Annotated in this window: 10 protein-coding genes; 9 read left to right on the top strand and 1 reads right to left on the bottom strand. The window is 36.9% G+C overall.

Annotation, left to right across the window (positions count from 1 at the left end; translation table 11 throughout):
* The first annotated feature begins 3 nt into the window (after window positions 1-3).
* From Q0252_RS07520 to pckA, 9 genes are all read left to right on the top strand, one after another.
* A complete protein-coding gene (locus tag Q0252_RS07520; protein WP_297985022.1) occupies window positions 4-1,386 on the top strand; it encodes a RagB/SusD family nutrient uptake outer membrane protein in 1,383 nt (460 codons plus the stop codon).
* A 245-nt stretch (window positions 1,387-1,631) separates the two neighbouring features.
* A complete protein-coding gene (locus tag Q0252_RS07515) occupies window positions 1,632-4,559 on the top strand; it encodes a SusC/RagA family TonB-linked outer membrane protein (protein ID WP_297985021.1) in 2,928 nt (975 codons plus the stop codon).
* A gap of 63 nt (window positions 4,560-4,622) precedes the next feature.
* Window positions 4,623-6,050 (top strand): RagB/SusD family nutrient uptake outer membrane protein, encoded by a 1,428-nt coding sequence (locus tag Q0252_RS07510; RefSeq protein ID WP_297985020.1) that lies wholly within the window; start codon window positions 4,623-4,625, stop codon window positions 6,048-6,050.
* Between the two features lie 84 nt (window positions 6,051-6,134).
* Window positions 6,135-8,057, top strand: a complete 1,923-nt coding sequence (locus tag Q0252_RS07505; protein WP_297985018.1) for a putative porin — start codon at window positions 6,135-6,137, stop codon at window positions 8,055-8,057.
* 4 nt (window positions 8,058-8,061) lie between these two features.
* Window positions 8,062-9,648, top strand: a complete 1,587-nt coding sequence (gene bshC / locus Q0252_RS07500; RefSeq protein ID WP_297985016.1) for a bacillithiol biosynthesis cysteine-adding enzyme BshC — start codon at window positions 8,062-8,064, stop codon at window positions 9,646-9,648.
* A 36-nt stretch (window positions 9,649-9,684) separates the two neighbouring features.
* On the top strand, window positions 9,685-11,607 hold the full coding sequence (locus Q0252_RS07495) for a LysM peptidoglycan-binding domain-containing protein (protein ID WP_297985014.1): 1,923 nt from the start codon (window positions 9,685-9,687) through the stop codon (window positions 11,605-11,607).
* A gap of 50 nt (window positions 11,608-11,657) precedes the next feature.
* A complete protein-coding gene (fabD, locus tag Q0252_RS07490; protein WP_297985011.1) occupies window positions 11,658-12,533 on the top strand; it encodes an ACP S-malonyltransferase in 876 nt (291 codons plus the stop codon).
* Between the two features lie 12 nt (window positions 12,534-12,545).
* The gene (locus tag Q0252_RS07485) at window positions 12,546-13,451 is read left to right on the top strand and encodes a GYDIA family GHMP kinase (protein ID WP_297985009.1); all 906 of its coding nucleotides are present in this window, start codon (window positions 12,546-12,548) and stop codon (window positions 13,449-13,451) included.
* Window positions 13,452-13,570: 119 nt separating this feature from the next.
* Complete coding sequence (pckA, locus tag Q0252_RS07480; protein WP_297985003.1) at window positions 13,571-15,175, top strand: phosphoenolpyruvate carboxykinase (ATP); 1,605 nt, start codon at window positions 13,571-13,573, stop codon at window positions 15,173-15,175.
* 61 nt (window positions 15,176-15,236) lie between these two features.
* On the opposite strand, the gene Q0252_RS07475 is transcribed toward pckA, so the two are convergent.
* Entirely contained in the window at window positions 15,237-15,650 is a 414-nt protein-coding gene (locus Q0252_RS07475) for a type II 3-dehydroquinate dehydratase (RefSeq protein WP_297985001.1), read from the bottom strand.
* Between the last annotated feature and the right edge of the window lie 112 nt (window positions 15,651-15,762).

Genomic DNA, 15,762 nt, shown 5'->3' with positions numbered 1-15,762 from the left:
TTTATGACTCTGCAATCTTGTAGAGAAGAGTATTTAAATGAGCCAGCTCCTACAGCTTCTGTTTCTCCAGATGTGGTTTTTGGTTCAAAAGAAGGTGCAAATGCTTTTATGGCGGGTATTTTAAGGAGAACAAGAGGCCAGTTTACAGCTACAGATGCAGGTAACCTTGGTTCTATGTATTTTGCGAGAACCAATAAAGGTAATGATGTTATTAATGCAGCAAGCTGGTTCGGTTTCGACTATGCAAACGACAACCGTGAACCTACATACAGAAGAACGGTTTTTACTTGGAATTTTCTTTATTATATTATTAATCAGGTAAACGCATTCATCAAAGGTGTTGAAGAAAGTACAGAAATCAGTGCTGATGATAAAAATGAGCTTCTTGGACAGGCTTACGCAATGAGAGCATTTATGTATTTTGAATTAAGTATGGAATTTCAGCATACCTATACTTATGATACTGCTTTACCTGCTCCCCCAATATATAATGAGCCCAATGCTTTGGAAGGGAATCCAATGTCAACGCAGAAAGAGATGTATGATTTTATCGTGAGCGATATTGAGCACGCTATCTCAATCGGTTCAACAAATAGAATTAATAAATCATACTTCAATAAAACTGTGGCTTACGCAGTAGGAGCCAGAATTTATCAGGTAATGGGTAATTGGGCAAAAGCTGCGCAGTATGCAAATCTTGCTTATGGAGGAAGCGTTTCTGGAGCTTTACAACCTGCTGCTTATTCATTAGGATTTGATGATATGGACGAAAATAAAGAATGGCTTCTTGCGGATCCACAAACGTCCGATCAGTCGGCTTACTATTATTTGGCTCCACATGGATTTTTTACAATGACAGAATCCGCATACAATAATACTTATATTAATAAGACTTTAGTAGCTTTGTTTACTGCTACAGATGTAAGAAATACTTTTGCCAAAACCACAAGAACTGATTATAGACAATGGTATACTAAAAAGTTCAAATTTGCTTTTGATGCCGATGTGCCTTTGATTAGAACTGCCGAAATGATTCTAATTGAAGCGGAGTCATTATATCGAAGTGGAAATGAAGCTGGTGCAAAATCGATTTTATACCAATTGCAGAAAAACAGAGATGCTTCTGCTGTGCAATCAGCTAATACAGGTGCGGCCTTGTTGAATGAAATTTTAGTTGAAAGAAGAAAAGAGTTATACGGTGAAATCGGAATAGAATGGTATGATGCAAAGAGATTAAGAAAAGGGCTTCCAAGAGATTCTTGGCATAGATTAAATTTAGCAACAAATCCAATGATGCCAGATGATAAGAGATTTTTCTTGAAAATTCCTCAAGCTGAAATTGATGCAAACCCAAATATTGACGATACTGTTAATTCTAACAGATAATTGTAAGCCAAAACCCATAATACTTTGAACCCCGCTAACTGCGGGGTTTATTTTTTCATAGTACCTAGGCCGTAGGTTTGTTTTAATAGAAATTGATAATTTTTTAATTTTTTATAAATCAGTCGTATTTTTTATCTTAATTAATTGGTTTGTTTCTAAGTTTTTTTCATAAAATCAAAATTATTTGCAAATGTTAAAAATAATTAACATATTTGCCAAAACATATAATTTTAGTTAGTATGAATATGAAATCAACTTTAATGACGGCAGGTGTTCTGTTCTTTTGTGGACAGGCTGCATTTGCTCAGACAGACACAGCCAATGTGGGTAACATTGATGAAGTTGTGGTTGTGGGTTATGGTACCCAAAAGAAAAAGGATGTAACGGCAAGTTTGAGTTCAGTAAAGGGATCGGTATTGGCAGATAAGCCAGTACAAACTTTTGATCAAGCATTGGCCGGTAGAAGCACGGGTGTGCAGATTACAGTTCCAAGTGGAGTTTTGAACGCGGCACCCGTTTTCAGAATTAGAGGGGTAAACTCAATTTCATTGAGTTCCTATCCGTTGGTTATTGTTGATGGTGTTCCGAGTTTTACAGGAAATAATAGCCAGACTGATGCTGCAAGTAATCCTTTGGCGTCAATTAACCCATCAGATATTGAAAGTGTAGAAATTGCAAAAGACGCGGCAGCAACAGCAATTTACGGTAGCCGTGCTGCCAATGGTGTTGTGTTTATCACGACAAAAAAAGGTAAAAACGGTAAAGCTAGAGTAAACTACAGCAATTGGTTAAGTTTGGCAACGCCTTTCCGTTTACCTGAAACTTTAGGTGCGGAAGACTATGTAAGGTATAAAATGATGGCCGTTGCAAATAACCCAACTGCAAGTGCTGTTAAATTTACAACTGCGACAGATGCTAATGGGAATTTAATCGATACTGATTGGTCTGATATAGTTTATCGTACAGGGGTCTCTTATAACCACAATCTAAATGTTTCTGGTGGGATGGGAGGTGCTACTTATTACTTCTCCGCAGGATATACTAATCAACAAGGTATTGTACAGAAAAATGATTTTCAGAGATTAAATGCGTTACTAAATGTAGATGCAAAAATAAGTAAGCTTTTCAGTGTTGGAGGTAAGCTTTCATTTTCAAATGAATTGAATAAAGCTGCTGCAAACTCTGGTTCATTAGCCGGTGGTGCATTTGGTACAGGAGGTTTAGGGCGTTTACAGTTTGTACTTCCTTCAATTTTGGCTCCTTTTAATAATGATGGATCATACAATATTAATGGTGCAGCAATTGGACATGCGCCTCAGATGGCAGGGGTAGGAAGTAGTATTGGTTACTATAATCCACAGTTTTTGTTAGATAACAACAGGTCAAACAGTGAGAATAATCGTGTGCAAAGTAATTTGTATTTACAGGCTAAACCTTGGAGTTGGTTAACTGCCCGTACCCAATTTGGAGTTGATTATTTGCTGACGGATAATGATTTGTTTTGGTCCCCTAAGAGTGGTGATGGATTTAGCTACGGTGGCTATGCTGTAGGAATTAGCGATAAGAATAAAACAATGCTTTGGACAAATACTTTACAAGCCGAAAAGGATTTTGGAAAGAATAATGTTAATGTGCTTGTGGGTAATGAACAAACTTGGAATACTTCATCCAGATTTGGTATTCAGCGAGACAGAATTGCGGATCCAGAGTACAATGTTGTACAGGCGGGCTTTGTAAATAATAACCCAATAGCAATGTTGAAATCCGAAAACTATTTGGTTTCATTTTTTGGTAGATTAAATTACAACTTTGATAACAAGTATTATTTAAGTGGTAATCTGCGTCAGGATGAATATTCAGCATTATCTGTTAAGAAGGGTACTTTCTGGGGAGTTAGTGCAGGTTGGGAAATTGCAAGAGAGAATTTCTGGAACCAAATGGGTGCAGATAAACTTTTTTCAAGTTTTAAATTAAGAGGAAGTTATGGTAAGGTGGGGAATGTTGGAGGAATTGATGATTATAGAGCGAGCTACTTATATGGTTCAGGCCTATATGGAGGAGCTTCAACCTTATTATTTAACCAAGTTGGTAATCCTGATTTGCACTGGGAAACTAGTAAAAAATTGGATGCAGGTGTTAGCTTTGGAATGTTCAATAACAGATTAACAGGTGAAGTTACTTACTATGATAACAAAATTGACGATTTGATTTTGTTTATTCAACAAGCGCCTTCTGGAGGTTTGCCTACTTCTGTTCCACAGAATATCGGAAGTATGTACAATAAAGGTTGGGAATTTGATCTGAAAGCAGACGTGGTGAAAAATGAAAACTTTACATGGAATTCAGGCTTCAATATTTCTCTAAACAAAAACGAAGTAACAGCGTTATCTCCTGAAATGACTAACCTTCAAACTGCAACATCAGGTTTGGAAACTGTTAACAGAACAATGCCAGGTTATTCAATCGGTTATCTATTCGTAGTTAGAACCGGAGGAGTAGATCCGACAACAGGGAAAAGAATTTTCATTAATAAAAATGGTGAAAAAGTGTACTATCAGTATTACGCGGCTCCTGGAACTTACAACTGGTCAACAACGGCAGATGGCACAACAAGAGCAAATGCTGTATCAATTGCTGATGGTGTAATGTACGCAAATACGCAGCCTAAAGTTTATGGTGGTTTCGATAACACTTTCCGTTACAAAGGCTTTGATTTGAACACGATGTTGACATTCCAAGCAGGAAATTATGTTTATTATGGATCTAATGCTGGTTTACATGATCAACGTTGGTGGAATAATAGTGTAGATGTTTTAACTGACGCTTGGACGCAAGCAGGTGACACGGGCATGAAATATGCGAAACCTGTTTTTAACGATAATGTTTCTAATGGATCTTCTATGCCTTTAGATATTAATGTTTTTAAAGGAGATTTTATAAAATTGAAAAACGTTACACTAGGTTATACTTTGCCAAAATCAACATTGGAACAGTATAATATTAATAACATCAGAGTATATGTAAGTGGACAAAACTTGGCAATTATTACCAAGTATCCAGGGCCAGATCCGGAAGTTTCTTCAAATGGAAATATTCAGACAGCACCAGGTGTGGACAGAAACACAGTAGGTAATGCAAGAACATTTGTGTTTGGTTTAAATGTAGGTTTTTAATGTAAAATAAATAAGATAATGAAAAATAATATAATATTATTAAGTTTAGGTTTAGCTACTCTTTTGACTTCTTGTCGAGATGAAGATAAGCTGTATCCAGAAAATCCCACTCAATTTTTAGATAATCAGGTATTTGCTACTTCATCAAGAATTCAGAGTCAACTTTTGGGAGTTTATGGATCTTTTAAGAATGGTAACCAACATGGTGGTAGATATGTCATCTACAATGATATCAGGGGAGAAGATATTCTTTCACAAACAAGTAATTTGGTTACAGCAGCAGATATTTTTGCGCAGAACCCCACCAACTCATCTAACTCCATTACAAGTTTTTGGACGCAATCCTATTATACCATTAATAATGTCAATTTGTTTATTGAAGGTATGGATACCCAAGGTAAGGCGGTTGTTGGAGATGCACTTTACAAAAATTACGTTGCTGAAGTAAAAGTGATAAGGGCTTTAAGCTATTTCGGCTTGTTACAGTTTTTTGCTAAACCTTATGCTGATGGTAATGGTACAAAACCTGGTTTACCACTAAGACTTACCGCTGTGAAAGGTGGTGGTAGTTCTGCGCTTGCAAGAAGTACAGTAGGAGAGGTTTATACACAAATTTTAAAAGATTTGAATGAAGCAGAAGCAGATTTGCCTTTAACATACACAGGAAGCAGCAATGTAACACGTATTCACAGAAATACAGCCATAGCATTGAAAACGAGGGTTTATCTATCTATGCAAAAATATGCAGAAGCAGTTGCAGAAGCAAATAAAATTGTACCAACTGCAGCTCCTTTTACGGCTTCAAGTGGTGTGGCAAATAAGTTGGAAGCAAACATTGCTAATGTATTTACAACCTATACTACGGCAGAATCAGTTTTCTCTTTACCAATGACAGCAACCGCGGGAGATTTCCCAGGAACACAGAATCAAATTGCATACTATTGGACTCCTGCAACAGGAGGAGGTGTTGGAAACGGCGAGTATTCACTTAATCCTGCCGGAATATTAGCAAATACTACCCAGTTTACAAGCGCAGATAAAAGAAGAGAATTTGTTTTAACAACAGGTTCCGGTACTTCTGCAAGGCTTTGGAATACGAAGTTTAAAGCGCCAAGTCCTTACACAGATTGGGTACCGGTAATTCGTTATGCTGAAGTTTTATTGAATCTTGCGGAAGCAAAAGTGAGATTAAACAATGCTGTTGATGCTCAGTCGATTGCCCTATTAAATGCAGTTCATGGTCGTTCTGATGCAGCAAAGGTTTTTACAGCTGCTGATTTTGCTACTGCTGATGCATTCTTATTGGCGTTGGATAATGAACGCAGAATGGAATTTATGGGAGAAGGGCATAGAACAAGAGATATTACAAGACTTTTGAAGACTTTCTCTGCTCATGGTACTGCACCTGCTAAAGCACTGAATGATATTGGTTATTTATGGCCAATTCCAGCTCAAGAACTTTCATTAAATCCTTTAATGACAGATAATTAAACTTTCTTCTATCAAGAACCCCGCAATTCTGCGGGGTTTTTTATTTCGCGCAAATTCTTACTTTTGCATTTCACTTTCACTTACATGAGATATTTTGTTTTCTTTTTACTTTTTGGGATTGGGCTGCAAGCGCAGGTTATCAATAAAACCGATTCCAACAGAGTCAAACAAATAGATACTTTAGTTGTAGATAACGGTATTAAAGACTCTTTGAAAATCTTTAAACCTACCATTGAGGATTATAAATTCAAAACTCAGTTTTCGGAGCCGCAGGTTTTTGATACTACTTTTACAGTGCAGAAATCTTACGAAAATACGCAGTGGAACAACCGTGATAATTTCGGAAAAATCCAGTTTGCCAATATTGGTTCTGGTTTTCAGGATTTAATGTTGAAGGTAAACCCGGAGCAAAATCTTTCGCTGCTTCCAACCAACAAATCGCATTTCATTTTGGGGATTGGAGATATTAAATATTACGATGTCAAAACGCCGACAACTTCCTTTTTTTATCATACTGCGATGAGAAATGGAGCAGCTTTGCAAAGTACCTACACTCAGAATATTGGTAAAAATTTCAACTTCGCGTTAGAATATATGGGTTTGCGTTCTCAAGGATTTTATGATAACAACCTGTCTGCGAACAACAATACCTTATTTTCGGGACATTACAAGTCGAAGAACAGCCGTTACGAATTCTATGCACACTATCTTCACCAAAATGTAAATAATGAGGAAAACGGTGGCATTGAAGACTTAAGTCTGTTTTTGGGAAGCAATTCAGATTTCAATAAAAGGGAAAATTTAGCAACAAATCTTACAGCATCCAACTCTCGTTTTGGTTATAGAAGATATTATTTCAGCCACAGCTTTGCGCCTTTCGATACTGAGAAATTTCCGTTTAAAATTAGACATACTATTTTCCATCAGGGAAATAAATATTATTTCAATTTAGCCAGTGCAGATTCCGCATTTTACGGTAATTTGGTTAGTGGAAAGGAATTAGGAAGCAAGAAATATTCAAAAAATTTGAGTAACACGGTTTCGCTTTTGTTTGATAAGGAGAAATTCAGCTTGGAAGCAGGTGTTCGTTATCAAATGATTAAACTGGGAACCAACAATGCAGAATTGGACGAAAATCCGGTTCAGCCTTACGAATATTCCGAAGGAAGATTGGGAGCAGTTGGAAATTTGAAGATGAATCTCCTCGAAAAATTTGCTTTAAATGCATTTCTGGAATATTCGAACGGAAAAGAATTCGGCAACTATTTGCGTTCAGCAAACAACTTAAAATTCGAACCGATTCCCGGTTATTTTGTTGATGCTCATGTGAATTTCCAAAGTGCGGCGCCAAGTTTCAATTATATCATCAATTCTTCACCTGTGGTAGATTTCAACTGGAAAAACGAAGATTTTAAAAATCAAAATGTGCTCGATATTGGTGGCAAGATTGGATTAAAATGGTTTAATTCTTCCCTGTTTGTTAATTATTTTGCGATTGATAATTTTGCTTATTTCGATGCAAATCAGCTTCCGCAACAAAGCAGCAGTGCGTTGAATATTACACAAATCGGAGGTGAAGCGACGTTCAGTTACAATAAATTTCACCTGAATACCAAACTGGCTTTCCAAAGTAATTTAACCAACAAAGATTTGTATCCGGTTCCGAATTTCATTGGCCGCGGAAACATTTATTACCAAACGAAAGCCTTTAAAAATGCCGCCGAAATTATGACAGGTCTTAAAGTCTATTATTTCTCAAAATTTGCAAGCCGCGATTTTTCCCCGGTGCTGAACGAGTTTGTTTTGCCTAACGCAAACGCTTATTCTATCGGAGGACAGCCAATTGCAGACGCATATTTTAACATGAAGGTAAAAACCATGCAGTTTTATATCGAGGCACAGCATTTTACTACCACTTTTATGCAGAACAAATCTTACACAGCGCCATATTACCCGATTTATGATTTCAGGCTGAATATCGGTATTGTATGGAACCTTTTTCATTAAAATTTTGAAGACAGTTACTAACATACCTTTCCTTGAAATTGAGAGCATTCCAAAGCTTATCAAGGATTTTCTGAATGCTGAAATCCCCGGTTTTGAGGAGCAGATTTTCAGTGTAGAAAATTTCAGAAAGCAGATTGAAGCGAAACAAAAAGAGTATTCAAGTGAAAAAAGAAATGTTTTAGCAGACGCTTTGAGAAAACAAATGTCTGCTCTGGAGCTTTCAGAAAAGCAGAAAAGCAATCTGGAATTGCTTCAGAACGAAAATACGTTTACCGTTGTTACGGGACATCAGTTAAACCTGTTTACAGGGCCTTCTTTCTTTATTTATAAAATTTTGCAGACCATTAAAACTGCAGAATTTATCGCCGAAAAATTTAAAGACATCAATGTTGTTCCTGTTTTTTGGATGGCAACGGAAGACCATGATTTTGATGAAATTAACCATTTCAAAACGGGAAACAATTTCTACGAAATAAAAGGTGATTCCGGGGGTGCAGTTGGTAGAATAAAAGTGGAAGACCAATATTTTATTTCTGAATTTGAATCCGAATTTAAAGATTCCGTTTACGGAACAGAGTTGATTCGCTGGATGAAGGAATCTTATTCCAAAGGAAATACTTTGGCCGAAGCAACCCGAATTTTGGTGAACAGAATTTTTTCTGATGACGGAATTTTAATTGTTGACGGAGACGATGTCGCTTTAAAAACTTTGATGAAAGACATTTTCAGGGAAGAACTTTTGCAAAATCAACTTTTTGAATCTTCAAAAGAAAAAGTGGAAATGCTTTCGAACCAATATGGAAAAGTTCAAGTGAATCCACGAGAAATCAATTTGTTTTATCTGAGTGAAACCCGCGACAGAATTGAATTCAATAATAATCAGTTTCAGATTGTCGACAAAAATATTTCATTCACCAAACAAGAAATTTTAACTGAACTTGAAAATCATCCGGAGAAATTCAGTCCGAACGCATTGATGAGGCCGGTTTATCAGGAGAATATTCTTCCAAATTTGGCCTACATTGGTGGAAACGCGGAAATTATGTACTGGCTGGAACTTCAGGATTATTTTAAACATTTAAATCTGAAATTTCCGGTTTTAATTCCTAGGAATTCCATGTTATTTCTGAAAGAAAAAACGTTGCAGAAAGCCGAAAAACTGGATTTAAAAATATCAGATTTCTTTGAAAATTTTGCACAACTCATTCGTTCAAAACTCACAGATAATCATGAAATTTCAGCCTTAATCAATTCAAAAGAAGCAGAACTGAAAGCTTCTTTTGAGCTGATGAAATCTAAAGCCGAAATAACAGACCAGTCTTTCAGAAATTTGATCGAGGCAGAAGAAACCCGCCAATTAAAGTCTTTTGACAGAATGAGGAAAAGACTTCTTCGGGCAGAAAAAATAAAACAGCAGGAAAAACTTCAGCGCATTGAAGATTTGTTTTTGGATGTTCATCCGGGAAAAAACTGGCAGGAAAGAGTGCTTAATTTTAGCGTGTTTTATGCCGATTTTGGGAGAGATTGGCTTCAAACTTGTTACGACAAGATGGAAGTTCGAAATTCAGAATTAATTATAATGCAGATTTAATTTTAAAGCATTATTTTTGTAAATTATTAAACAAAGATGATTAAAAAGATTTTATTCATATCCGGTTTGTTCGCGTTTGGGGCTTTATCTGCTCAGAAAACGCACACTGTTGCCAAAGGTGATAACCCTTACAATATCGCAAAAAGATATGGGATGACACTGGACGAACTTCTGAAGCTTAACCCAAAAGCAAAAGAAGGAAAACTGGCAATTGGTGATGTTTTAACCATTAACAACAAGTTAAAAGCTACTCCTAAAACAGTAGCGGAAAAACCTGTTGAAAAACCAAAAGTTTTAGCAAACGTTTCCGGTAAAACAGGAACCATTACGCTACAGCCAAAGCAAACCATCTACGGAATTACAAAACAGTATCACGTTACAGAATCTGAACTTCGTCAACTGAATCCAAATTTGGATTCCAACATGAAGATTGGTGACAGAGTAGTTCTTCCATTGGAAAATATTAGAAAATACGGGACTGAAAGTGCATCAGTTGCTGAAAATACAGTTGTAGAAGCTCCAAAAGCAGAGGCTAAGATTGCTGTCAGCAATGATATGTATGTTGTTCAGGCAAAAGATAATTACTACAAAATAGGTAGAGAGTTTGGCTTAACGCAACAGGAACTTTTTGCTTTAAATCCTGGTCTGGAACAGAAAGGTTTGCAGGTTGGTGATGCCATCAAAGTAAAAGGAGAAGTGAAAAATGTGGTGGTTGTTCAGGAAGAAAAGCCAAAAGCAACGCCGGTTTCAACCAACGCTCAAACGACTATTGTTGACGATTATGTTACTTATACCGTTCAGGACGGCGATACTGTTTTTGGTATTCTGAATAAATTCGGAGTTACGCTTGATGAATTATTAGCTTTAAATCCTTCTCTTTCTTCTGGTTTAAAATCCGGAATGGTTTTGAAAATCAAGAAAGTAGATGCAAGTTATGTGAAGAAATCTGGTGATGCTTTAAATGTGGTGATGATGCTTCCTTTCGGTTTTGATACCAACGATTCGAAATACAGAGCAATGTCCACCGAATTTTTATCCGGAGCAAAACTGGCGATTGAAAGAAACGTTCGTTTGGGACAGAAACTGGATATCAAGGTAGTGGATGCGGGCAACGAAGCGAGCTTCAAAAACTCACTTTCCCAAATTAATAAAGACAATACGGATTTAATTATCGGTCCATTCTTCAAATCGAGTGTGAAAGAGGTGTTGAGCTATGTAGGAAGTTCTAAAATTCCTGTTGTAGCACCTTTTGCCAACTCAGAAGACCTTTACGATCACAGTAATTTAATTATTGTTGAAACTGCCGATAATGTTTACGCAGATAAAATCGTAAAAGAAGTAGCACAGGTATATTCAGACCAAAAAATTTATATCGTTGAAGATGCTGACAAAGCCAATGCAACTTTAATTAAAGAAGGTCTGGAAAAATCTTTGAAGAAGCCAAACATCGTAATGGTAGCTTCAGCACAGGATATTCAGCCGGACAAAAACATGATGACAGGACAAAATGCTCCTGTAATTGCAGTTTTGGCTTCAACTAACGACGAAAAAGGAAATGCTTTTACCAACAGGTTAATTTCACTTTCTAAACAAGTGGACGGAGTAAAAGCGTTCAGTATGTTCTATCATCCCTCTTTCGAGAAAAAAGTGGACGAGCTTAGCCAGGCGAATTTGGTTTATCTGATGGACAGAAAAATCAATACGGACGGAACTTTTGAAAAAGAAATTATGGCAGATTACAAGCAGAAATACTGCAAATCGCCATCAAAATATGCGGTAATAGGATTTGACGTTGTTAATGATATTTTAAGCCGCGAAAACAAAAAAGGCGAAGTTTTCAAACAAATTGGTAAAGTACAGACGCAGCTGGCTACTAAGTTCGAATACGTGAAAGCCAAAAACAACGGAGCTTATGTTAACACTGGTTACAGAGTGGTAAGACCAATAAAAAAACAATAACAAACACAGCTGGAAGTAATCTCAAATTACTTATCGGGAAAAATTTTTATATGAAAGCATTAGTATTTCCGGGACAGGGTTCTCAGTTTATCGGAATGGGAAAAGAACTGTACGATTCCCGAAAAGATATAAAGGATTTGATGGAATTTGGAAACGAAGTTTTAGGATTTGATATCCTTTCCATCATGTTCGAAGGTTCTGAAGAAGAACTGAAACAAACCAGTGTAACTCAGCCCGCAATTTTTATACACAGTGTAGCAGCTGTAAAAGCAATTAATGCTTTGGGAGCAGAAATGGTTGCAGGACATTCTTTAGGAGAATTTTCGGCGCTTGTAGCCAATGGTGTTCTTTCTTTTGAAGATGGTTTGAAACTGGTTTCAGCAAGAGCAAAAGCAATGCAGGAAGCATGTGATGCCAATCCAAGTTCGATGGCGGCAATTCTTGGTCTGGATGATGCTAAAGTGGAAGAAATTTGTGCATCAACGGAAGGAATTGTAGTTCCTGCGAATTATAACTGTCCTGGACAGTTGGTGATTTCCGGTGAAACTGCCGCAGTTGAAAGAGCTTGTGAAGCCCTGAAATCAGCAGGTGCAAAAAGAGCTTTAATTCTTCCTGTGAACGGAGCTTTCCACTCTCCTTTGATGCAGCCCGCTCAGGAAAAATTAGCAGAAGCCATCACCGCAACAAAATTCCGTAAGGCAACCATGCCGATTTATCAGAATATTACAACAACTGCCGTAACCGATTCTGAAGAAATCAAAAAGAATTTAATTGCACAGCTTACCGGTCCTGTAAAATGGACACAGAGTGTACAGAATATGATTAAAGACGGTGCGCAAAACTTTATCGAAGTAGGTCCTGGAAAAACTTTACAGGGATTGATTAAAAAGATTGATGGTGAAGTAGCCGTATCTTCTGCAATTTAAAATTTAAAAAACATGGGTAAAATATTTTCACCCGGAAAATTATTACTCACCTCCGAATACGTCGTTCTCGACGGTGCTCTTGCCCTGGCTGTTCCAACGCAGCTTGGGCAGGAGTTTTTTTTTCAAGAAATCCATGATGGAAAATCTTTGGTGTTTTGGGAAGCACTTCATAAAGGAAAAACATGGTTGAAAGCGGTAATTAATTATCAGGAAGAAACTGTTGTTGAAGCCAATCTCCCGGACGCTGCAGCTTTTGTTCTTAAAGTTTTGAAGAATGTTAAACATCGTTCTAAAACTAAACTTCAGCATCATCATTCTTATGAATTAAAAACAAATCTGCAGTTTCCGGGAAATTTCGGTTTGGGCAGCAGTTCCACTTTGATGAACAATCTTGCGGAATGGGCAGAAATTGATGCTTTTAAATTAAATGATGATTCTCTGGGCGGAAGTGGTTATGATATCGCAGTTGCGCGTGAAAAATCGGATATTCTTTTTCAGATTAAAAACGGCGAAAGAATTGTTGAGAAAGTTGATTTTCAACCAACCTTCAAAGATGAACTCATTTTTATTCATCTTAATCAAAAGCAGGATTCCAGAGAGGGAATTCAGCTTTATCGTTCGAAAGAAAAATCTCCGGAACTCATTCAGTTTTTTTCTGAAATTACAGAACAGGTAATTAAATGTGAAGATTTAGAAAGATTTTCAAAATTGATGACTTTGCACGAACAAAAACTTTCGGATTTTCTTGAAATTCCAACGGTGAAAGAAAAATATTTCGAAAACTGTCCTTCGTTTATCAAAAGTTTGGGAGCATGGGGAGGAGACTTTGTGATGAGCTCAAAATTTCGTGATTTCAAAAATTACTTTTCAGGCAGAAATTTCCACACTATTTTTGATTGTAAAGATTTAATCAATTGAAATTCAATAATTTAAATCAATTTCCTTTTTCTGACTTATATCAGTCTACAGTCTTCGGGATAATCCTTATCTTTTGGGTAAATTTGTTAAGGAAAAAACAGAAACATTAAAAGTAAGATATGAAAAACATCAAGATTATTCAGGAACTTCATGATTTAGGAATCACAGGTTATCAGGAAATTGTTTACAATCCAACTTATGAGCAGCTTTACAAAGCTGAAATGTCAACCAAAAACACAGGTTTTGAAAAGGGAGCTCAAACGGAATCCGGAGCAATTGCCGTAAAAACAGGTATTTTTACGGGACGCTCACCTAAAGACAGATACATTGTTCATGATGATGTAACAAAGGACACCATTTGCTGGGATGGAAAAGTAAATTTTCCTACAACAGACGATATATTTCAGTCTTGCAAAAATTTAGTTTTGGAGCAGCTTTCTTCATCAAAAAAACTGTATGTTGTTGATGCTTTCTGCGGTACAAATCCAGATACAAGATTAAAGGTAAGGTTTATTATGGAAGTTGCATGGCAAGCGCATTTTGTAACTAACATGTTTATCCGTCCTTCCAATTACGAGTTAGAAAACTTCGGGCAGCCAGATTTTGTGGTGATGAACGGTTCCAAAACAATCAACCCGAACTGGAAAGAACAAGGCTTGAACTCTGAAAACTTCGTCATGTTCAACCTTACTGAAAAAATTCAGATTATTGGTGGAACTTGGTACGGTGGAGAAATGAAGAAAGGGATGTTCGCGATGATGAACTACTATCTTCCATTGAAAGGAATGGCTTCTATGCACTGCTCTGCAAACGTAGGCGAAAAAGGAGATGTAGCTTTGTTCTTCGGACTTTCCGGAACAGGTAAAACTACGCTTTCTGCAGACCCAAAAAGATATTTAATTGGTGATGATGAGCATGGTTGGGATAACAACGGAGTATTCAACTATGAAGGAGGTTGCTATGCAAAAGTTATTGACCTTACTGAGGAAAAAGAACCGGACATCTTCAAGGCAATTAAAAGAGATGCACTTTTGGAAAATGTTGTGGTAAATGAATATGGGGAAATCGATTATAAGGACAATTCGATAACAGAAAACACCAGAGTATCTTACCCGATTTATCATATCAACAAAATTGTATTGCCTTCAAAAGCGGGACACGCAAAAAAAATCGTATACCTTTCTGCAGATGCGTTCGGAGTTTTGCCACCGGTTTCAATTTTGAACGACGATCAGGCTCAGTACCACTTCCTCTGCGGTTATACTTCAAAACTAGCCGGAACCGAAAGAGGAATTACAGAACCACAAATGTCTTTCTCTCCTGCATTTGGTGAGGCATTCCTTACTTTACACCCAACAATGTACTCTAAAACTTTGATTGGTAAAATGAGAGAACACGGTGCAAAAGCATATTTGGTAAATACAGGTTGGAACGGAACAGGAAAAAGAATTTCTCTGAAAGATACAAGAGCGATTATTGATGCAATTTTAGACGGTTCAATTGATAATGCACCTAAAACGACAGTTCCTGTATTAAACCTTGAAATTCCTACTTCATTGCCTAATGTTTCAGAAGGAATCTTGGATCCTAGAAATACTTATGCTACCGAAGCAGATTGGGAAGCTAAAGCAAGAGAACTTGGAGCAAAATACATCGAGAACTTCAAACAGTACTGCGATACTGAAGAAGGACAAAGATTAGTTGCTGCAGGACCTCAGTTATAATATTAGATTTAATTGTACATAAAAAAGCTTCAGAATTTTCTGAAGCTTTTTTTATGATTTTCTATTTTGATTGTAAACTTAAAATAGCGAGTTTGTAGCCATCCAAACCAAAGCCGGAAAGAATTCCGTCGGTATGAGCTGCTGTAACCGATTTTTGGCGAAATTCCTCGCGTTTGTAGATATTGCTGATGTGAACCTCTATTTTCGGTTTCAAAATGTTTTTAAGGCAGTCGGCAATGGCAAAAGAGTAGTGGGTAAAAGCACCTGCATTCAGAATTAAAGCATCAAAATCATCTTCCTGAATTCTGTTGATAATTTCTCCCTCTACATTCGATTGGTAATACTGAATCTCATGATTTCGGAATTCGGCTTTTAGATTTTCCAGATAATCTTCCATCGAAACATTACCGTAGATTTCCGGTTCACGTGTTCCAAGGAGATTAAGATTCGGCCCGTTGACAATTAAAATTTTCATGGAATAAATTTAGGAAAAAGAAATAAAAAAAACTTCCGAAAATGTTTCGGAAGTTTTGTAGCCCGTAGGGGAATCGAACCCCTCTTACCAGAATGAAAATCTGAGGTCCTAA

The sequence above is a fragment of the uncultured Chryseobacterium sp. genome (assembly GCF_936933875.1).
In the GTDB taxonomy this organism is placed as follows: Bacteria; Bacteroidota; Bacteroidia; order Flavobacteriales; family Weeksellaceae; genus CAKZIK01.
The sequence above is the reverse complement of the archived record's forward strand: the minus strand, read 5'-3'. Positions and strand labels throughout refer to the sequence as shown.

Bases quoted from the DNA above. Each gene is read 5' to 3' on its own strand.
- Q0252_RS07520 (WP_297985022.1), top strand. From the start codon at position 4: ATGACTCTGCAATCTTGTAGAGAAGAGTATTTAAATGAGCCAGCTCCT.
- Q0252_RS07515 (WP_297985021.1), top strand. From the start codon at position 1,632: ATGAAATCAACTTTAATGACGGCAGGTGTTCTGTTCTTTTGTGGACAG.
- Q0252_RS07505 (WP_297985018.1), top strand. From the start codon at position 6,135: ATGAGATATTTTGTTTTCTTTTTACTTTTTGGGATTGGGCTGCAAGCG.
- Q0252_RS07495 (WP_297985014.1), top strand. From the start codon at position 9,685: ATGATTAAAAAGATTTTATTCATATCCGGTTTGTTCGCGTTTGGGGCT.
- fabD (WP_297985011.1), top strand. From the start codon at position 11,658: ATGAAAGCATTAGTATTTCCGGGACAGGGTTCTCAGTTTATCGGAATG.
- Q0252_RS07485 (WP_297985009.1), top strand. From the start codon at position 12,546: ATGGGTAAAATATTTTCACCCGGAAAATTATTACTCACCTCCGAATAC.
- pckA (WP_297985003.1), top strand. From the start codon at position 13,571: ATGAAAAACATCAAGATTATTCAGGAACTTCATGATTTAGGAATCACA.
- Q0252_RS07475 (WP_297985001.1), bottom strand. From the start codon at position 15,650: ATGAAAATTTTAATTGTCAACGGGCCGAATCTTAATCTCCTTGGAACA.